This window comes from Ancylobacter sp. SL191, from assembly GCF_026625645.1.
In the GTDB taxonomy this organism is placed as follows: Bacteria; Pseudomonadota; Alphaproteobacteria; order Rhizobiales; family Xanthobacteraceae; genus Ancylobacter.
In genome coordinates this window covers 3,801,131-3,819,401 of sequence record NZ_CP113056.1, presented here as the reverse complement: position 1 = coordinate 3,819,401, position 18,271 = coordinate 3,801,131, and the positions used below count along the sequence as shown (strand labels likewise).

The 18,271-nt window shown below is 69.8% G+C and carries 16 protein-coding genes; 4 read left to right on the top strand and 12 right to left on the bottom strand.

The genetic code is table 11. From position 1 onward, the window contains the following. Nucleotides 1-117: 117 nt before the first annotated feature. Nucleotides 118-1,560, bottom strand: coding sequence for a cryptochrome/photolyase family protein (locus OU996_RS17520; protein ID WP_267582878.1), 1,443 nt, complete (start codon nucleotides 1,558-1,560; stop codon nucleotides 118-120). 165 nt (nucleotides 1,561-1,725) lie between these two features. Between OU996_RS17520 and OU996_RS17515 the strand changes: the two genes are divergently transcribed. Continuing rightward, nucleotides 1,726-2,520 carry an SDR family NAD(P)-dependent oxidoreductase gene (locus OU996_RS17515; protein WP_267582877.1) on the top strand — a complete coding sequence of 265 codons (795 nt, stop codon included), beginning with the start codon at nucleotides 1,726-1,728 and terminating at the stop codon, nucleotides 2,518-2,520. Nucleotides 2,521-2,524: 4 nt separating this feature from the next. Here the strand turns inward: OU996_RS17515 and OU996_RS17510 are convergent, their stop codons facing one another. The 7 genes from OU996_RS17510 to OU996_RS17480 form a co-directional block, all read right to left on the bottom strand. Continuing rightward, complete coding sequence (locus OU996_RS17510; protein ID WP_267582876.1) at nucleotides 2,525-6,784, bottom strand: translocation/assembly module TamB domain-containing protein; 4,260 nt, start codon at nucleotides 6,782-6,784, stop codon at nucleotides 2,525-2,527. Then, complete coding sequence (locus OU996_RS17505) at nucleotides 6,784-8,799, bottom strand: autotransporter assembly complex protein TamA (protein WP_267582875.1); 2,016 nt, start codon at nucleotides 8,797-8,799, stop codon at nucleotides 6,784-6,786. Before OU996_RS17505 ends, OU996_RS17510 begins: the two co-directional genes overlap by 1 nt. Nucleotides 8,800-9,104: 305 nt before the next feature. Then, nucleotides 9,105-9,446: a hypothetical protein gene (locus tag OU996_RS17500; protein ID WP_267582874.1), complete on the bottom strand. Its 342-nt coding sequence runs from the start codon at nucleotides 9,444-9,446 to the stop codon at nucleotides 9,105-9,107. Between the two features lie 243 nt (nucleotides 9,447-9,689). Beyond that, nucleotides 9,690-10,331: a ParA family partition ATPase gene (gene parA, locus OU996_RS17495; RefSeq protein ID WP_267582873.1), complete on the bottom strand. Its 642-nt coding sequence runs from the start codon at nucleotides 10,329-10,331 to the stop codon at nucleotides 9,690-9,692. 108 nt (nucleotides 10,332-10,439) lie between these two features. Then, nucleotides 10,440-11,150 carry a L,D-transpeptidase gene (locus OU996_RS17490; RefSeq protein ID WP_267582872.1) on the bottom strand — a complete coding sequence of 237 codons (711 nt, stop codon included), beginning with the start codon at nucleotides 11,148-11,150 and terminating at the stop codon, nucleotides 10,440-10,442. A 94-nt stretch (nucleotides 11,151-11,244) separates the two neighbouring features. Then, entirely contained in the window at nucleotides 11,245-11,844 is a 600-nt protein-coding gene (locus tag OU996_RS17485) for a flavin reductase family protein (protein WP_267582871.1), read from the bottom strand. Nucleotides 11,845-11,847: 3 nt separating this feature from the next. After that, nucleotides 11,848-12,411, bottom strand: coding sequence for a nitroreductase family protein (locus OU996_RS17480; protein ID WP_267582870.1), 564 nt, complete (start codon nucleotides 12,409-12,411; stop codon nucleotides 11,848-11,850). 123 nt (nucleotides 12,412-12,534) lie between these two features. Here OU996_RS17480 and OU996_RS17475 point away from each other — a divergent pair, with 123 nt between their 5' ends. Beyond that, nucleotides 12,535-13,599, top strand: a complete 1,065-nt coding sequence (locus OU996_RS17475; RefSeq protein WP_267582869.1) for a hypothetical protein — start codon at nucleotides 12,535-12,537, stop codon at nucleotides 13,597-13,599. Nucleotides 13,600-13,709: 110 nt separating this feature from the next. Then, complete coding sequence (locus tag OU996_RS17470; protein WP_267582868.1) at nucleotides 13,710-14,831, top strand: DUF2336 domain-containing protein; 1,122 nt, start codon at nucleotides 13,710-13,712, stop codon at nucleotides 14,829-14,831. 25 nt (nucleotides 14,832-14,856) lie between these two features. Here OU996_RS17470 and OU996_RS17465 read toward each other — a convergent pair whose 3' ends face one another. After that, nucleotides 14,857-15,672, bottom strand: coding sequence for an NAD kinase (locus OU996_RS17465; protein WP_267582867.1), 816 nt, complete (start codon nucleotides 15,670-15,672; stop codon nucleotides 14,857-14,859). Between the two features lie 27 nt (nucleotides 15,673-15,699). On the opposite strand from OU996_RS17465, the gene cutA reads away from it, so the two are divergent. Next, nucleotides 15,700-16,032 carry a divalent-cation tolerance protein CutA gene (gene cutA / locus OU996_RS17460; RefSeq protein ID WP_267582866.1) on the top strand — a complete coding sequence of 111 codons (333 nt, stop codon included), beginning with the start codon at nucleotides 15,700-15,702 and terminating at the stop codon, nucleotides 16,030-16,032. Between the two features lie 12 nt (nucleotides 16,033-16,044). On the opposite strand, the gene OU996_RS17455 is transcribed toward cutA, so the two are convergent. The 3 genes from OU996_RS17455 to OU996_RS17445 form a co-directional block, all read right to left on the bottom strand. Further along, a complete protein-coding gene (locus OU996_RS17455; RefSeq protein WP_267582865.1) occupies nucleotides 16,045-16,293 on the bottom strand; it encodes a DUF3297 family protein in 249 nt (82 codons plus the stop codon). 242 nt (nucleotides 16,294-16,535) lie between these two features. Next, nucleotides 16,536-17,528, bottom strand: coding sequence for an MBL fold metallo-hydrolase (locus OU996_RS17450; protein ID WP_267582864.1), 993 nt, complete (start codon nucleotides 17,526-17,528; stop codon nucleotides 16,536-16,538). A gap of 127 nt (nucleotides 17,529-17,655) precedes the next feature. Continuing rightward, nucleotides 17,656-18,243 (bottom strand): hypothetical protein, encoded by a 588-nt coding sequence (locus OU996_RS17445; protein WP_267582863.1) that lies wholly within the window; start codon nucleotides 18,241-18,243, stop codon nucleotides 17,656-17,658. Between the last annotated feature and the right edge of the window lie 28 nt (nucleotides 18,244-18,271).

Sequence of the window (18,271 nt, the reverse complement as noted above, 5' to 3'; positions counted from 1 at the left end):
CTGAAATCACCGCCGCTTTGGCACCGCGGGATGGTCGCGCTGCCCGCTTGGAAAGTGCCTGAAACTAGTGAGCTATCGGCGCGGCGGCAACCGGCTTGGACGCGGAAGTGGCCCAGTTCAACCGCGAATGGCCTCGTAGTGGGCGAGCGCCCGTTCACGCGCGACGGCGTGGTCGAGGATCGGGTGCGGGTAGGTGAGGCCGAGCGTCACCCCGGCGCGGCGCAGCACATCGGGCTTGGCCGCCCACGGCTTGTGGATCGCCTCCGCTGGCAGGCGCGCGAGTTCCGGGATGTAGCGACGCACATAATCGCCGTCCGGGTCGAACTTCTCGCCCTGGGTGACGGGGTTGAAGATGCGGAAATAGGGCGCCGCGTCCGCCCCTGACCCCGCGACCCATTGCCAGCTCGCGGGGTTGTTGGCCGGGCAGGCATCGACCAGCGTATCCCAGAACCAGTCCTCGCCGCGGCGCCAGTCGACCAGCGCGTCCTTGATGAGGAAGGAGGCGACGATCATCCGCACCCGGTTGTGCATCCACCCCGTTTCCCAGAGCTGGCGCATGCCGGCATCGACGATGGGGTAGCCGGTGAGCCCGCGCTGCCAGGCGCGTTCATGGCCGGGATTGTCGCCCCAGCCGAAGCCGTCGAAGCGGGCGTTGAAGTTCGCCGTGGCAAGGTCGGGGAAATGGTAGAGCAGGTGATAGGCGAATTCGCGCCAGTACAGCTCGGCGACGAACTTCGCCGCGTCCTTCGCCCCCGCCGTCCCCGCCGCTTCAGCATGGCGGGTCGCGGCGAGCACCTGATGCGGCGAGATATTGCCGAAGCGCAGATAGGGCGAGAGGCGCGAGACATTCTCCCGGTCCGGCCGGTCGCGATTCTCCGCATAGCCGGCGAGGCCGTGGGCGAGAAAACGCTCCAGCGCCGCCCGTGCGCCGTCCTCCCCCGGCTGCCAGCTGGCGCGCAGGCCGCCCGCCCAATCCGGCGCGCTTGGTTCCAGATGCCAGTCGGCGAGTTTCTCGCTGGCCGGTGCCGGGGCGAAGCGCAGCGCCTCCGGTTCGGGCAGCGGCGCGCGCACCGGCTGCTGCTGTGCGGCGCGGGCGAAGGGGGTGTAGACCTTGAACGGCCCGCCGGACTGGGTGGCGACGTTCCAGGGTTCGTGCAGCAGCGTGGCGTTGTGGCTTGCCACCGTGCGACCGGCCGCGCGCTGCGTCGCCTTCAGCGCGGTGTCCTGCGCGATCTGCGGCGCGTCATAGCGCCGGTTCCAGTGAATGGCGTCGGCGTTCACTTCCCCGGCCAGCGCGGGAATGATCGCGGCCGGGTCGCCCCGGCGCAGCACCAGCGTTCCGCCGCGCGCCGCAATTGCGTCGGCGAGGTCCGCCAGAGCCCGCCCGAGCCACCAGCGCGCGGCGGCGCCGAGCGGGCGGATCTGCCGCCCCTCGTCCAGCACATAGGCGAGCACGACCGGCCGGCCGCTCTCGGCTGCGCCGGCGAGCGCGGGATTGTCGGCGAGGCGCAGATCGTCGCGCAGCCAGACGAGGGCGGGGCGGGGGTCAGAAGCGGGCATGAGCACGGCCGGACGGGAACGGAAGGGGTGCGCAGTCTACGTCGGATTCGCCCGCCCGGATCGGCCGCGCCGTGCCTTTCCGCCAGCGCCGGCTTGCGGGGACGGGGAGGTAGCCATTACATGATGACCATCATTAAAGCGGCGATTGCCGCGGGAGACATCCTTATGAGTGCAGCATCACCGGGCACCGCCCTCGTCACAGGCGCATCCAGCGGCATCGGCAAGGTCTATGCGGATCGGTTGGCCAAGCGCGGCTACGACCTGATCCTCGTCGCGCGCAATCGCAAGCGGCTGGAAGCGCTGGCGGGCGAGCTGAGCGCGACGACGGGCCGCAAGGTCGAGGTGCTCGCCGCCGATCTCGCCGAGCCGATGGATGCCGCCCGCGTCGCCGCGCGTATCGTCGAGGAGGAGGGGCTCACCCTCGTCGTCAACAATGCCGGCTCCGGCACGGAGGGCCCGGTCGTCGGCGCCGACCCGGCGAAGATCGACGCCATGGTGCGGCTCAATGTCGTCGCGCTCACCCGGCTCGCGGTGGCGGCGGTCGACACCTTCTCCCGGCGCGGGCGCGGCACGCTGATCAACATCGCCTCGGTGGTCGCGATCGTGCCGGAGTTCTTCCCCGGTGCCTATGCCGCGACCAAGGCCTATGTGCTCGCCTTCACCCAGTCCTTGCAGACCGAGCTGCAGGGCAGCCCGGTGCGCGTGCAGGCGGTCCTGCCGGGGGCGACGCGCACGGAGTTCTTCGAGCGCGCGGGCATCGACGCCAATGTATTCCCGGAAGAGGCGGTGATGAGCGCCGACAATCTGGTCGATGCGGCGTTGAAGGGGCTCGACATGGGCGAGGCCATCACCATTCCGCCGCTGCCGGACTTCGCCGGCTATGAGGCGATCACCGCCGCGCGCATGGCCGTGCAGCCCGGCCTGTCGCTGCGCGATCCGGCGCCGCGCTACCGGGGCTGACGCTTCAATAGTCCCACTGGGCGCCGATGCCGACCTCGGCCGAGCCGTCGGCGCCCGTGGCTCCCTGCAGGCGGATGTTGCGGGTGACGTCGATATCGACCGTCACCTTGCTCGATCCCGAGGTCGTGCCCTGGCGCACGCCGAGATAGATATTGTCGTTCAGCCGGCGGCCGATGCCGATCTGCCCGCCGGTGCCGGCCTCATTGGTGCCGATGTCGAGGCTGTCGACGCCGAGCGAGCGGCGCAGATTCTCCAGCGCGCCGGAGCCGCCGGAAAGCTGGGCGATGGCCTGCGCCACCTGCACCGCCTGCCCGGCATTGAGGTTGCCCGCCGACCGGCCGAACATCAGCCGCGCCACGATCTCGTCCTGCGGCAAGGTGGGCGTTGAGCTGAAGCTCACCTCCGGGCGCGAGGCCGGGCCGGAAATGGTGATGCGCGCCGTCACGTCATTGCCGGTGGTCTCGGCCACGAAGTCGAGCTCCGGGTCGGTGGTGCCGGTGAAGGTGATGCGCCCGCGCGTGAAGGTGAGGCGCCGCCCGGCGAAATCGAAGGTGCCGCGCCGCAGATCGAAGCCGCCGAGCGCGATCGGCGCGCGGGTGGTTCCGGTGAGCCGCAATTCGCCGCCGAGCTGCGCGTCCATGCCGAGGCCGCGCACGAACACGGTGTTGTTCGGCGCCGCCAGCACGAGATCGAGGCCGACGCCATCATTACGGCTGGCGGCGGTGGGGCGGGCCTGCGCCTGCTGACGCTTGGCGGTGAACGCCTTGCTGGCATTGACGTGGCGCACATCAATCGCCCGCACGCCGCCGCCGAAACGGTCGGGAATGGAGATGTCGAGCGCCCGCAGGGTGATCCGGCCGGTAAGGCGCGGCCCATTGAGGAACGCGCCCTCCACGCCCAGCCGCCCCTCGGCGACGAGGCGCATCAGGTCGCTGTTCACCAGAGCGGCATTGACGAGATCAAGGTCGATGCGGCCGGGGAAGCCCGCCGCCGGGTCGAGCGCGATCGTGCCGCGCCCGGTCACCGAGCCGCCATTGGTGGTGCGGGCGGTGAGCGAGGTGATGGTGATGGAACGGTCCGTGCCGGTGAGCACGGCCTGGATCTGATCGAGCGCGATGCCGTTCACATTGTCGTCGAAGCGCCCGCCGCTGATGCGCACCGTGCCGCCGGCGCTCGGTGCCGCCGCCGTGCCGCGAATGGTGGCATCGACATTGGCGGTGCCGAGAATGCGCGCGCCGGTGGTGGCGAGTACCGGGTTGACGATGGCGAGGTTGACCACACCGCGCACCGCAAGATCGAGCTGCCCGGCGCCGACCGGCACAGAGCCGGTGACGGTGAGCCCCTGTAGATTGGCCCCGTTCACCGTGGCGCGCAGGCTCGCCCGGCGGTCGGCCAGCGTGCCGGAGGCGGCGATATCGAACGGACCGGCGCCGGAGCGGGCGATGTCGGGGGTCGAGAGGCGGGCGATGCGCAGCTCATAGGTGCCGGTCGGCGCCGCCGGGGTGCCGGTGATGCGGGCATTGCCGGCGAGCGTGCCGGAGAGATTGAGGCCGGGGGCGGCAAGTTCCGCCAGCGCCAGCGGCAAGGCGCGGGCATCGACGGTAAGGTTCAGCGTCTCGCCCACCGTGCCGGCGATGGTGAGGTTGCCGCCGGCGGCGTTCAGCACCACCCGCTCGGTGCGCACCGTGCCGTTCTCGATCACGAAGGTCGCCGGCGCGGCGGTGGTGAGGGTGAGCGAGCCGCGCGTGGCGGCGAGGCGGTCGAGCCGGATCTGCGCGCCACCGGCCTGCGGGGTGAGCCGGCCGGCGGTGCGAATGGTGAAGCCCTGCGCCACCGCGTCCACCGTCATGTCGGTGCCCGAGGCGTTGCCGGTGGCCCGCACAGTGGCGCTCTCCACCGTCGTGCCGCCGAGATCGAGCCCGCGCAGATCGGCGGTGCCGTTGACCAGCGGCACGCCAAGCGGATCGGTCACCGTGGCGTCGATCCGCGCGCTGGTGAGGCTGCGGCCGGCAAAGGTTATGTTGGCGGCGTCGCCGGTGGCCGCGACGCGCTGCTGGCCCTCCACCACGTCGAGCGTCACATCGGCGTTGAGCCGGCCGGTGATCTCGGTGAGCGCCAGCACGGAGATATCCGCGAGATTGCCGGCGGCGATGGCGAGGCGCCCGGTCGCCTTGGTATCCGCGCCGATGGCGAGATCGCCGCGCGCGGTGACGGAGCCGATGGCGAGGTCGAGGCCGGTGAGGCGATGGCTGCCATCCGCGCCGCTGGCGAGCGCGCCGCTGCCGCGCGCCGGTTTGCCGGCCACCTCGCCCGCCAGGGTGAAGGAGCCGGAGGGCGCGCTGGTGATGTCGCGCGCGGTGACATCAAGGGCGATGTCGCGCAGCGGGCGGTCCATCGCCGTGCCCTGCGGGATGCGCAGCGTCGCGGTGACGCCGAGTTTGTCCAGCGTGCCGGAGAAAGCCGCGTCCGCCTGCGCGGCGCCGGAGACGCGCGGGTCGAGCCGGGCGAGATCGTCCAGCGCGACTTTCGCCGTGAGGTTGGCGAGATCGGTGGCGATGCGCCCGTCCACGGTAACGGCGAGCCCGTCCGTGGTGAGCTTCAGCTCGCGCACGGCGAGCGCGTTCGCGCCATCACGCGCCACCGCGCCGGTGAAGCGGGTCTGCTGGCCGAGCAGCCGGTCGATCTGGGGAATGCCGGTGACGAGGCCGGTGGCGGCGCCGTCGAGATCGAGCGAGAGGCGGGCGAAATCGGCGCTGCCGGCGACGCGCGCCTTGAGCTGCGCCTGACCGCCGAGCGGGCGCCCGGCGAGCGGGCCGAAGGCGGTGAGGTCGAGCCGCTGCACGTCGAGATCGCCGTTGATCGACTGGCTGGTCGCGGTGCCGGCGAAATGGGCGGTCAGCGCCGTGAGGTGGGCGGTCAGGTCGGTCAGGGTGGCCGGACCTTGCGCGGGGAGCGTGCCGCTGGCGCTGAAGGTGCCGGCGGTGCCGAGCGCGCCGGCAACTTCGGCGTCGGATGCGGTGAGCCCCTGCGCGTCGCCCTCGATGATGATGGCCATCGCGCCGCCGCCATTGGGCACGGTGCGCAGCGTGGCGTGGACGTCGCTCGCGCCATAGCCGGCGCCCGTGAGACCCTGCGCGGTGAGGCGCGCGTCGAGCGAGGGGCGGGCGAGGTCGCCCTTGGCGGTGCCGGCGAGGGTGAGGCCGGTCCAGCCGATGCCGGGAGCGAGGGCACCGAAGCGGGAGGCGGCGCCCGCCGTCGCGTCGAAGGTGAGGTCGGCGGTGCGGTCCGGGGCGATGGTGCCAGTGACCACGGCACCGAGACCGGCGGCGCGCAGCGTGGTCGGCTCCAGCGTGATGCGGCGCTCCGCGTCGATCAGGGCGGCGCCGGCGAGTTCCGTGCGACCTTCCGCGAGCGGGGCCAGGTCGGGCGGCAGCAGGCGCGCGATGTCGGCGTCGATGGCGAAGGTGAGCCGGTGGCCCTGCGGCACGGCGCGGATGCCGGCGGCGCCGGTGGCCTGCGCCAGCGTGCCGACGGTAACGCCGAGCTGGCCGTCCCAGGCATCGAGCGGGCCGGCGCCCTTGAGCGTGGCGGTGATCTCTGGCAGGCCCTCAAGGCCGGCGGCGCGCGCCATCAGCCCGCCGGCGGGTTCGCGCGCGGCGATGTCGAGATCGAGCGTGCCGCTCGCCGGCGCATAGCTGGCGCGACCGGTGAGGCTGCCTTCCGCGTCCAGCCGCTGCAGGGCGAAGTCGAGCGAGAGCCCGCGGGCCAGCGAGGCAATGTCGGCCGAGCCGGTGAGCGAGAGCCGCGCGGCGTGGTCGAGCACCGGCTCGGCGATCACGATGTCGGGGAAACTCAGCGCGCCGATGCGGATCGGCACGGCCAGCGAGGGCGGCTCGCCGGGCGGCGGCGGCTCATTGGGCGGCAAGGGCCGGCGCAGCACCTCGACGCGGGTGGCGGTGAGGCGGGTGATGTCCACCGTGCGCTCAAACAGCGCCAGCGGGCGCCAGGCGAGGTGAAGACCGTCCACCTGCGCCACCTCACCCTCGCGGTCGGCCACGCGTACCGTGCCGGCGCGCATGTCGAACGGCACGAGGCCGGAGAGGTCGCTGATCTCCAACTGAAGGTCGGGCGAGGAGGCGAGGGAGGAAAGGGTGCGCGCCAGCAGCGCCTTGCCCGGCGGGGTCTGCACGGCGCCGAACAGCAGCAGGACCAGCAGCACCAGGCCGAGGACGAGGAGAAGCAGGCTTTTCGCGATGCGCATCATCAGAACGCCTGCCCCAGACTGACATAGAGGCCGAAATCCCCGTCATCCGGCCCCGGATTAAGCGGGAAGGCGAGGTCGAGGCGCAGCGGACCGATGGCGGTGTAGTAGCGAAGCCCGACGCCGGCCGAGTATTTCAGCCCGTCGAAATCCGGCCACTCGCTTAAGTAGGCCGAACCCATGTCGAAGAAAGGCACGATGCCGATCGTGTCGGTGACGCGGATGCGCCCTTCGAGCGACGCCTCGAAGAAGGACCGGCCGCCGATGATGATGCCGTCCTCATTGCGCGGGCTGGCCGACTGGTAGTCATAGCCGCGCAGCGAGCCGCCGCCGCCGACATAGAAGCGGCGCTGCGGGGGAATGTCGTAGAGGCCGGCGCCGAACACGCTGCCGGCGGCAACGCGGCCGGCGAGGATGAAGCGCTTGTCCTCGTCGAAGGCGTGGTAGGCCGAGAGCGCGCCCTTGACCATGACCGGCCCGGCGCCAGCGTCGCCGAGATAGGCGAAGGGCTCCAGCGTGCCGGCGAAGCGGATGCCGCGCGAGGGATCGAGCTCATTGTCGCGCGTGTCATAGGTGAGGTCGAAGGGCACGCCGACAATGCTGTAATCGCCGGTGCCGGTGGTGTCCTCCACCTGCGACTGTTCAAGGTCGATGCCGATCTGCAGCGACAGGTCGTCACTGTAACGGTGCCGCACGCCGGCGACGAGGGTCACGGCCTCGCGCACATAGGCGTTGGTCACTTCGCGCAGCACGGCGGCCTGCGCGACGAGATCGTCCTGCGCGGTGTAGATGCCGGGCTTCATGAAGGAGGCGGAGACCTTGTAGCCGAACGGGTCGGCATCCGGCACCGCTTCGGATTTCTCGCCGAACCAGGAGGCCTGCGCGTCGAGCCGCAGCGTCTCGCCGCCGCCGAACAGGTTGCGATGGCCCCAGAAGGCGTTGACCGCCGCGCCTTCGGTCGAGGAATAGGTGCCGCTGAAGCCGACATAGCGCGGCTTGCGCGCCTCGACGATCAGGGTAATCGGCAGGCTGCCATCGGCGTCGAGTTTGCTCGCTTCCTCGATGCGCACGCTGGCGATGGATTCATAGGTCAGCAGCCGCCGGCGCAGGCTGTTCAGCGTCTCGGGCGAGTAAGGCGTGCCCGGCGCAATCTCGATCCGCTCCTCGATGAAGCCGGGCGGGAGGAAATCGGCGCCGGAGACGGTGAAACGCCCGAAGGTGGCGGGCGGGCCGGGCTCGACATAAATCGACACGTCGAGCGTCGAGGTCTTGTGGTCGGCCACCACATCCTTGCTGGCGACGCGGGCAAAGGGGTGGCCGAGCCCGCGATAATGATCGTCCAGCGCGCCCTCGGCCCGCACGATGTTGCCGGCGAGCGCCGGCTCGCCCGGTTCCAGCCGCAGCCGGCGCAGGGTCGGGGCGTCGGCGAGCGGGCGGCGGGTGCGCGCGTCGAGGATCTGCACCGTGCCGAAGGTGAAGAGCGGGCCGGGCTCGACCTCGACCCGCACCGGCACCGGGCCGTTCTTGCGGGCGGCCTCGACGATCTCGAAGATGTTGGCCGCCTCGGGCGCCGCACCAGCGATGCGGATGCGGATCAACCCGGCATAATAGCCTTCGCCATAGAGCGCGGTGGTGATGTTGTTGCGGTCGGCCAGCGCGCGGCGCACCAGGCCGGCGGCGCCGGAGGGCGGGCGGTGCGACAGGCTCTCCAGCGACGAGGCTCCCTCCACCGCGTTGCGCAGGGAGCGGTCGGCGTCCTTGATCTCGATCTCGACCGTGTAGGGCGTCGCGTCCGGCGCCGGTGGGCCGTCATCGGCCATCCGGTTCGGGCTGAACAGGTTGAGCAGGGAGTTGAACAGGCCGGGGCGCGGTGCGTCCTCACTCGGCGCGGCCGGGGCCGGCTCAGCAGTGGGGGCGGCCGATTGCGCGTGGGCGGGGCCATGCGCGGCGAGGGTCAGGGCGAGCGCCACGGCGAGCATAAGCCGACGGGCGCGCAGGGCGCGCTCCGGTCGGTCCAACTCTCTCGTTACGCAACACGCCAATTGTCCACACCCGAGTAGCGGTCCGGGGACCGGTGAACCGAGCGAGGAAGCCGCCCGGGTCACTTTGCCGCGAAGATACAGTCACGGCTATGAATTTTGGCTTGCCATACGGAAAGCGCCCCGTCCTGATTGCCTTGGCTGGTTCCCGGCGTCAACCACAGGGCGGTGATGTGGTAGCGATTGCCGGCAATGTGGAGCCATAAAAGCTGCACATAAGGCAAAGGCGCGGGCCCGCCAGGGGCGCCGCGCCTGTCCTCCGTCGGAAGGCCCGAAGGCCCTCGTCAGTTGCCGCTGCCGCGCTGATCCATCTCGATCTGCTTGGCGATGTAGGGCTCGACGCCCGGATTGCTCTGATAGGTGGTCAGGCCATCGCCGTAATGCGAGTCGACATAAGAGCCGGCCGTGGCGCGGCTCGGATCGACGACGGCGGAGTTGCGGCCCTCGATCATGCCCGTGCGGGCATCATAGCCCGGCGCCACATAATTGGTGCGCGGGGCGCTCTGGTAGGTGCCGGTGGTGGTCTCCTGCCAGGTGGTGTTGCTGTAGCTCTGCTGGTTCGCAGAGGCGGCACCCGCGAAGCCGAGGCTCGCGACGGCGGCAGTGGCGATGATAAACGTCTTCATGTTCACGTCTCCGTTCTGGTGGGCTCGCCCGCCGCAGCGAATGCCGTCAGCGAGCGTTCGGGGGGAAAAGTCATTGCGGCGCGACTTGTTCCCCGGTCGCGATGACGTGAACCGATTGCGTGAATGCAATAAACTGGGCGTGAAGCCCCTTGAACTGACGCCGCACCGGGCCAAAAGGCGGGCGCCCGCAGCGAGCGAGGAGCTTTCGCAGCGAGGAGCTTTCGTAGCGAGGCTTGGGTCCGGTCAGGCGGGGAGGGCGGCCACCAGCTCGGCGGCGAGCGCCTCGACCTCCAGCGCGCCCTTGGAGCCGGCGTCGGTCTCCATGATGGTCAGGCCCTCGCCCATGCTGGCGGCGAAGGCGACGCGGTTGCCGAGGCGGGTCTGGGCGGCGGGGTGGCCGAGCGCGCGGATGGCCTCGGAGATTTCCTGCGTCAGCCCGCCGCGCGCAATCGCCCGGTTGATGACGAGCAGGCTGGGCGTGCCTTCCTTGGCGATCATCTCCAGCGTCGGCTGGGTGGCCCAGAGGTCGATCGGGGTGGGCTGCACGGGAACCGCGACCAGGCTCGCCGCCTCGATGGCGGGGCGGGATTCGACGTCGGATTTCGGCGGGGTGTCGATGACCACGACATCATAGTCACGGGCGAGGCTGCGGGCCTCGCGGCGCGCGCCCCAGCCGCTGGCGGTGCGGAAGGACAGGCCGGTCGCGGCCTCGCCGAGCGTCTGCTCGCGCGCCTCGAACCATTCGCCCAGGCTCCCCTGCGGGTCGCAATCGATCAGCGCCACGCGCTTGCCGGCGCGGGCGAAGGCGACCGCGAGATGGGCGGCGAGCGTCGTCTTGCCCGAACCGCCCTTCTGCTGCGCGATGGTGATGATGTGGCCGCTCATGCGCTGATGTCTCCCGCCCTGCCGAAGGTTGCACTGCAACCGGCGGGGAGCAACCGTTTAATCCGCCCCGCCGATGCCGCGGGGCGGATGCCGTTGACGCAGCGGTTCTCAGACGCCCGGACGGGGCGCTCCGAGCACGACCACACGGGTGCCGACGGCGACGCGGCTATAGAGATCCATCACGTCCTGGTTGATCATGCGGATGCAGCCGGAGGACACGTTGGTGCCGATCGTGTCCGGCTCCAGCGTGCCATGGATGCGGTAGAGCGTGTCCTTGCCGTTCTGCCACAGATACATGGCGCGGGCGCCGAGCGGGTTGGACAGGCCGCCGGGCACGCCGACGCCGCTCTGCAACTGGGTGAGCTGCGGCTTGATGTCCGGCCGGCGCTCGATCATCTCCTTGGGCGGGTACCAGTCCGGCCATTCCTGCTTGGAATTGATGGTGGCGGTGCCCGACCAGCCAAAGCCCTGCTTGCCGACGCCGACGCCGTAGCGCATCGCCCGGCCGCCCGGCAGCACGTAATAGAGGAAGTGCTCGCGCGGATCGACGATGATGGTGCCGGCCGGCTCGGTGGTGCTGTAGGCGACCTCACGGCGCAGGAAGGCCGGGTTGATCGACGAGGTGTCGAACGCCTTGATCGGGAAGCGGTCGGAGACCGGCCCGTAATTGCCGGCCGGGTTGATGCTGGCATAGCTAGACACCGACGACATCGGCGCCAGCGGCGCGCCGGCGGTCGTGGTGCGGTTGCATCCGCCGAGAGCCAGGGCGACGCCGGCGAGCGAAAAGCCCAGCACGGCACGACGATCAACAGGACGCATCTTTGGCAAGCCTCCACCAGCACATGCACGCATGTTACTGCGATTATGGTGAACAAGTGGTTTCCATCTGCGTGAGATGGGTCCGCTCCGGTGGCTATTCCGGCCGCGGCACGGACTTGAGCGTGTCGACCCAGGCGTAGTCGAAATAGCCGCAGCGGGCGAGCGCGTGCATCTTGTCGGTGCGCACCAGCCCGCCCTCGATGAAGGCTTCGTCGATATGCACGCCGACCACCTCGCCGAAGGTGACGTGCCGGCCGCTGGCGGCGCCGCTCCGGTCCTTCAGGTCGAAGCTCTCCGTCACCACGCATTCCAGCGCGCAGGGCGAGGCGGCGACACGCGGCGGCTTCACCAGCCGTGAGGGCGCGCGCGCGAGATCGGCGAGGTCGAATTCGGATTCGTCCGGCGCGATGTATTTCGAGGTGAGGTTCACCTGCTCGATCAGTTCCAGCGTCGCGAGGTTGCAGACGAACTCGCCGCTGGCGCGGGCATTGCGCACGGTGTCCTTGAGGCCCGCGCTGGAGAACATGACGATGGAAGGGTTCTCGCTGACCAGATTGAAGAAGGAATAGGGCGCGAGATTGGCCGTGCCATCCGGAGCCAGCGTCGAGATCCAGCCGATCGGGCGGGGGGCGACGATGGCCTTCAGCGGATCGTGCGGCAGGCCGTGATTGCGGCGGGCGGGCTCGTAGAACATGGCTCAGAACCTCGTCACGATATCGGCGAGCGCCGGGCGGGGGCGGTCTTCCTGCGGGCGGGCCAGGGTGCCGACATGCACGAAGCCGATGATGCGCTCGCTCTCCGACAGGCCGAGCGCGGCGCGCACGCGGGCATCGTAGCTGTACCACTGGGTCAGCCAGGTCGCGGCATAGCCGAGCGCATGGGCGGCGACGACGAGGAGCGTACAGGCCGCGCCGCCGGAGAGCGTCTGCTCCCATTCCGGGATCTTGGCGTGCGGGACGGTCTTCGACACCACGGCGATGACCAGCGGCGCCTGCGAGAGCCGGTTGCGCTCCTGCTCGACATGCTCGGGATTGGCGTCGGGGTGGTCGGCAAGGAAGACCTGCGCGATGGCCTCGCCGGCGCGCTTCAGCCCGTCGCCCTCGAAGATGATGAAGCGCCACGGCGCGAGCTTGCCATGGTCGGGCACGCGCGAGGCGATGGTAAGCATCTCGTCGATCTCGGCCGGGGAGGGGCCGGGGCCGGCGAGGTCGAATATCTTCGGGCTCTTGCGGGTCTTGAGCAGCGTCAGCGCGTCGGTCATCGGGTCCATCCTCTGCTGGCGCTCGCCGGTAGCACGGCCGCGTTCGGTCACCAAGGCGCGGCAGGGGGCGGGCGGCGGTAGTTTGACTTGAATTCGCCCCTCTTTGCGGGCACCAAGCCGGGCATGGTTGACGCGCCCCGTCCCGACTCCTTCCGCGTGCCGCGCCGGCGCCTGCCGGTGATGGTCGCTCTTCTTGTGCTCGCCGCGCCTGCGGCCGCGCTGGCGCAGGCGCTGCCCTTCGCCGGCAATCTCGCGCCGGGGGCCTCTCCCGCCCCCGCGGGCAAGCCGGCGTTGAAGCCCGGTCAGCCGGCGACGCAGGCTCCCGCCGCAGTGAAGCCGGCGGGCGATCCGCACACCATCCTGCCCCAGCCGCCGCCCGGCAAGGCCGCCATCGGCATGAGCGCGCGCTATGGCGAGAAGGAGGGGCTGGTGCCCCGCGGCCTCGTCTGGCGCGTCTTCGCCGACCGGCCGGAACCGTCGGGCGCCTACCCGCTGGTGGCCGAGGCGGCCGACCCCGCGCCGGTGTTCTTCCTCTCGCCCGGCGGCTATGTGGTGCATGTCTCCTACGGCCTCGCCAGCGTCGCCCGGCGCATCGTCGTCGGCGACGAATCGCGGCGGGAGCAGATCACCCTTCCCGCCGGCGGCATCCGGCTGCACGCCGATGTCGGCGACAAGCAGATTCCTGCGCAGAAGGTGACCTTCGATATTTTCGAGGGCAGCTTCCTGCAGGGCCGCGCCTCCAGCCGCCCCTATTTCCGCGACGCCAATGCCGGCGATCTCGTCGTGCTGCCGGCGGGCGACTATTACGTCGTCTCGACCTATGGCGAGGGCAACGCCGTCATCCAGGCGGATATTTCGGTTGCTCCCGGCAAGGTGGCGGACGCCACGCTGCACCACCGGGCGGCGGAGATCGTGCTGCGGCTGGTGAACGCGCCGGGCGGCGCGCCGATTCCCGACGCGCAATGGTCGGTGCTGAGCCCGGGCGGCGACAGCATCAAGGAATCGATGAGCGCCAACCCGGTCCTGATGCTGGCGGAAGGCGAATACACCGCCGTCGCCCGCTATGAGGGCAAGACCTACACCAAGGATTTCAAGGTCGAGGCCGGCCATGACGCCCCGGTCGACGTCGTCGTGGGCGAACAGGCGAGCCCGCCGAGCGTGAGCACCGACGAGGGCAGCGGCGACTGACCGGGATACCGCGGCGCAGCATGCGGGCGATCCGGCGGCTTATGGTCAACCGTTTCTTAAGGGCGTTCGCCGCATCATCTCCGCTCCGATAACGAGTGCGGGGGGCGGCCATGATCGTTCGTCAGTTTCTGATGTGGGCGCGGACCGCGCCCGACGCGGCGCGGGCCAAGGCGGCCGGTGCGCTGGCGCGGGCCTATCTGCGCTCCGATCTCGGCGCCGCCGACCGTTCCCAGATCGAGGCTTCGCTGCCGGAACTCGCGGATGATCCGTGCCTTGAGGTGCGCCTCGCGCTTGCCGCCGCGCTGGCCGATCACCCGCTGGTGCCGGCGGACCTCGTGCTCGGCATCGCCGCCCAGGGCGGGGCGCCCGCCGCTGTGATGCTCGCCCGCTCGCCGGTGCCGAGCCTGCGCGAACTCATCCATTTCTGCGAGACCGGCGACGAGATGGTGCGCCTCGCCATCGCCGCGCGGCGCGATCTCCAGCCGGAAGTCGCCACCGTGCTGGCGCGCCTGGCTGGGCCGCAAGGCGCCCTGGCGCTCGCCGGCAACCGCTCGGCCCGGCTCGGTGAGGCGGCGCTGGTGAGCCTTGCCACCCGCTTCGGCCAGATGCCGGCGCTGCGCGAGGCGCTGCTGGCCCGCCCGGACCTGCCGCGCGCCATCCACCACGCGCTGATCCGCGAAGTGGCCGACACGCTCTCCGCCTTTGTCGCCGAGCGCCGCTGGTTGAGCCCGGATGCCGCCTCGCGCGTCGCCCGCGAGGCCTGCCCGGCTGAGGAAGCCGATGCCGAGGCCCCGCGCGAGATGCCGATGCAGGATACCGGCACGCGGCTGCGCATCGCCGTCGAGGGGATGAAGGCCAAGGGCAAGCTCACCCCCGTTCTGGCGCTGCGCGCGCTGCTGTTCGGCGAGGTTCGCCTGTTCCAGGAGATGGCGTCGGTGCTGGCGCAGATCAGCTCCGACGAGGTCGCGGCGATGCTGGCGGACCGTTCCGGCCGCTCCTTCCGCGCCGTCTATGACCGCATCGGCCTGCCGCGCGGCGCCTATATCGCCTTCCGCACGGCGCTGGAGGTCGTGCAGGCTGACCACGCCGAGGAACTCGACGCTGCCGGGCTCAAGCGCCGCATCCTCGACGAGGTGATCGGCCGCTACGAGGTGGCGCCCGGTGCCGAGCGGCTGCTCACCATGCTGCGCGGCTGGCGCGAGGAGGCGGGCGGGCGCGGCATCGCCGCCTGATCCCGCGCGCCGCTTTGCTGCGCGATCAGCCGAACTGCTCGCGCAGGATGCGTTCTTCCATCGAGTGGTCGCGGTCGACAAGCATGGTCATCGACGAGGCCGGGTCGAGCCTAGCCCGCACCGCCACCACGTTCAGCACCTGGAAATGGTCGGCGGTGGCGTTGACCGGGCGCTTTTCCGATTCCAGCACGGCGATGTCGACCCGCGCGCGGTCCGGCACCAGCGCGCCGCGCCAGCGGCGGGGGCGGAAGGCGGAGATCGGCGTGACCGCGAGAAGCGGCGTGCCGATGGGCAGGATCGGCCCCTGCGCCGACAGATTATAGGCGGTCGAGCCCGCCGGGGTGGCGACCAGCACGCCGTCGCAGATCAGCTCTTCCATGCGCATCTTGCCGTCGATGGCGATGCGCAGCTTGGATGCCTGATAGGACTGGCGGATCAGCGAGACCTCGTTGATGGCGGGCGCCCGGTGCAGCCGGCCATTTACGTCGGTGGCCTCCATCATCAGCGGATGGATGACGACGCGCTGGGCGGCGGCGATGCGGGTCGGCAGATCGTCCTGCCGGAAGCTGTTCATCAGAAAGCCGACCGAGCCGCGATTCATCCCGTAAATCGGGATGCCGCTGTCGCGGAAGCGGTGCAGGGTCTGCAGCATGAAGCCGTCACCGCCGAGGGCGACCACGATGTCGGCATCCTCCACCGGCTCCTCGCCATACCGCGCCACCAGCATGGCGCGTGCCTGCTGCGCATCCGGCGCCTCGCTCGCGACAAAGGCGATTCGGTTATAGGCTTGCGCTGCGTCAGCTTCCGCGTTCGGATCCGTGGGGCGGGCGACTTCGTTCATGCGGGACGGCCCGGAAGAGTTGTGAGGATGACGGCGCGGATGGACGGCACGGTGATGATCTATACGACCTGGCCGAGCGCCGTCGAGGCCGAAGCGGCCGGCCGGGCCATCGTGGCGGACGGATTGGCCGCCTGCGTCAACATATTGCCGGGCATGATGTCGATCTATCGCTGGCAGGGCGAGATCGAGCAGGCGCAGGAAACCGTGATGATCTTCAAGACCCGCGAGGATCTGTCCGTCGCGGTCACGCAGGCGGTGCGCGCCCGCCATCCCTATGAAGTCCCGGCCGTCGTGGTCATGGCCATCGTCGATGGCGATCCCGATTATCTCGACTGGATCACCACCGAGACGGCGGGCTGAGCGGCGCCGGGTCTATTCCTGCGGCTCTTCGCGCAGATAAGGCTCGACCGGGCCCTTGAGCAGCACGGTCATCGGGTTGCCGGCGCGGTCGCGCGCCTTGCCGACGGAGACGCGGATCCAGCCTTCGCTGACGCAGTATTCCTCGACATTGGTCTTCTCGACGCCCTTGAAACGGATGCCGACGCCACGCGCGAGCAGGGCCTCGTCGTGATAGGGGCTGGTCGGGTCGCTGGAGAGGCGGTCGGGAAGCGTGTCGCTCATCAAGGGGCTCGCTGTGCAAGGAAAGTCGCGGCGAGACATAGCCGCGCCCGCTCCAGAATGAAAGACGGGGGCGAGGCATTGCCTCACCCGCTCTGAAACGAAAACGGCAGCGAGGCCTAGCCTCATCCGCTCTGAAACGGAAACGGGGGCGAGGCCTAGCCTCATCCGCTCTGAAACGAAAGACGGGGATGAGGCCTAGCCTCATCCCCGTGCCGTCATGTCAGTGCATTGCCACGCCGGGCTTAAAGCACCGGCTGCCAGATCGCCGGCACGACGCGGTAGCCGGCGCCGTCCTTCTCGATGAAGCCGGTCGCCGGGAACGGGTAGTGGTAGCCGGTGAGCTGGAGCCGCTCGGCCGCCACCATGTCGTAGATGCGCTTGCGCGTCTCCACCGCCTTGGCGCCGTCCATGTCGAACTGCACCTGCCACTCGGGATTGCGGGCGAACAGCATCGGCGTGTTGGTGGTGTCGGACTGGATGAACAGCTTGCCGTCGCCGGAGGCGAGCACATAGGCGGTATGGCCCGGCGTGTGACCGGCGGCGTTCACCGAAGTGAGGCCGGGGACGACCTCCTTGTCCCACTCATAGGGCTTCACGCGGCTCTCGATGTCCTTGAAGACGCGGCGGACGTTCTGGAAATTGGCCTTGAGGCCTTCGGGAGCGCGGCTCATCTCGCCCTCGTCCATCCAGAACTTCCACTCGGCGGCGGGCACCAGCACCTCGGCATTGGGGAAGGCGAGGGCGCCATCCGTGGCGCGCAGGCCGTTAATGTGATCGCCGTGGAAATGCGAGATCACCACGGTGTTGATGTCCGAGGGCTTCACCCCGGCCCAGCCGAGATTGGCGGTCAGCCGCCCGACCGTGGCATTGCCGGATTGCGGGCCGTTGCCGGTATCGATCAGCGTGAGCTTGCCGCCATTATTGATGAGCAGCGGGTTGAACTGGATGCTCATGCGATCCTTCGGCTGGAAGGAGGCCTCCAGCGCCTTGTTCACCTCGTCGCGCGAGGCGTTCTTCACGAAGCCGTCCGGCAGCGGGAAGGAGCGCACGCCGTCATTGACCGCGGTCACCTCGATGTCGCCGATCTTGTAGCGGTAGAGGCCGGGCACCTGCTGGCCCGTGGTGGTCTGGGCGGCCGCCGGGGCCGTGCTCGCGGCGAGCAGGGGCAGGGCGGCGGAGAGCACCGGCAGGCTCGCGGCACCGGCCAGCGCCTGGCGGCGGGACATGATCGTCATCGCAGACTCCGTTGATGGAAGACCCGTCTGAAACGCATCGGATCGCGCTTTGGATCGCGGCAGCAAGCTAGTCGCGCCGCCGCAGCCGGCAATCACGGGGGGCATCACGTTCGGGTGAGAGCCTGGCTCAGAAGCGGTGCTTGAAGCCGAGTTCGAGGCCGTTATAGGACGCCTCGCCATCGGTCCAGTCGCGCTCGACGAAGAAGCTAAGCGAGTTGTGGTCGTCGAGCTTGACGTTGATGCCGGTGGCGACCTCCGGCGTGTCGTAATTGTTCGCGGTGTCGAAGGCATTGCGGTAGCGCAGCCGCGCCGCGGTCCAGCTGATCGTTTCGGTGATCTTTATGTCGGCCGCCACGCTGAAATAATAATAGGGGAAGCTGCTATCCTCATCCGCATTGATGAAGTGCTGGCCGACACCCGCCATGCCGGTCAGCGCGAAACCGCCAAAATCGTGCGTATAGCCGATGGCGCCCTGCACGTTGGTCTTTGAACTCGTGCTGTGCGCCGTATCGTAATATTTGACGCTACCGGCGATGATGACGTGATTGTCGAAGGTGTGGGAGATGTTGGCCTCCCAGTCCGTCGATTTCGTCGCGTTGAAATCATCGGGCGCTCGCTCGGTGGTCACCGTGCCGCCAATGGTGGTGCTGCCGGCAAGCGCCGGTGCTCCGCTCACGGCCAACAGCATGACCGCCGCCACAACTGCGTGACGCATAGGCTCTCCCCCGACCCGACTCGCCAGT

Coding starts and splice junctions, on each gene's coding strand:
- OU996_RS17520 (WP_267582878.1), bottom strand. CDS start 1,560: ATGCCCGCTTCTGACCCCCGCCCCGCCCTCGTCTGGCTGCGCGACGAT.
- OU996_RS17515 (WP_267582877.1), top strand. CDS start 1,726: ATGAGTGCAGCATCACCGGGCACCGCCCTCGTCACAGGCGCATCCAGC.
- OU996_RS17510 (WP_267582876.1), bottom strand. CDS start 6,784: ATGATGCGCATCGCGAAAAGCCTGCTTCTCCTCGTCCTCGGCCTGGTG.
- OU996_RS17500 (WP_267582874.1), bottom strand. CDS start 9,446: ATGAAGACGTTTATCATCGCCACTGCCGCCGTCGCGAGCCTCGGCTTC.
- parA (WP_267582873.1), bottom strand. CDS start 10,331: ATGAGCGGCCACATCATCACCATCGCGCAGCAGAAGGGCGGTTCGGGC.
- OU996_RS17490 (WP_267582872.1), bottom strand. CDS start 11,150: ATGCGTCCTGTTGATCGTCGTGCCGTGCTGGGCTTTTCGCTCGCCGGC.
- OU996_RS17485 (WP_267582871.1), bottom strand. CDS start 11,844: ATGTTCTACGAGCCCGCCCGCCGCAATCACGGCCTGCCGCACGATCCG.
- OU996_RS17480 (WP_267582870.1), bottom strand. CDS start 12,411: ATGACCGACGCGCTGACGCTGCTCAAGACCCGCAAGAGCCCGAAGATA.
- OU996_RS17475 (WP_267582869.1), top strand. CDS start 12,535: ATGGTTGACGCGCCCCGTCCCGACTCCTTCCGCGTGCCGCGCCGGCGC.
- OU996_RS17470 (WP_267582868.1), top strand. CDS start 13,710: ATGATCGTTCGTCAGTTTCTGATGTGGGCGCGGACCGCGCCCGACGCG.
- OU996_RS17465 (WP_267582867.1), bottom strand. CDS start 15,672: ATGAACGAAGTCGCCCGCCCCACGGATCCGAACGCGGAAGCTGACGCA.
- cutA (WP_267582866.1), top strand. CDS start 15,700: ATGACGGCGCGGATGGACGGCACGGTGATGATCTATACGACCTGGCCG.
- OU996_RS17455 (WP_267582865.1), bottom strand. CDS start 16,293: ATGAGCGACACGCTTCCCGACCGCCTCTCCAGCGACCCGACCAGCCCC.
- OU996_RS17450 (WP_267582864.1), bottom strand. CDS start 17,528: ATGACGATCATGTCCCGCCGCCAGGCGCTGGCCGGTGCCGCGAGCCTG.
- OU996_RS17445 (WP_267582863.1), bottom strand. CDS start 18,243: ATGCGTCACGCAGTTGTGGCGGCGGTCATGCTGTTGGCCGTGAGCGGA.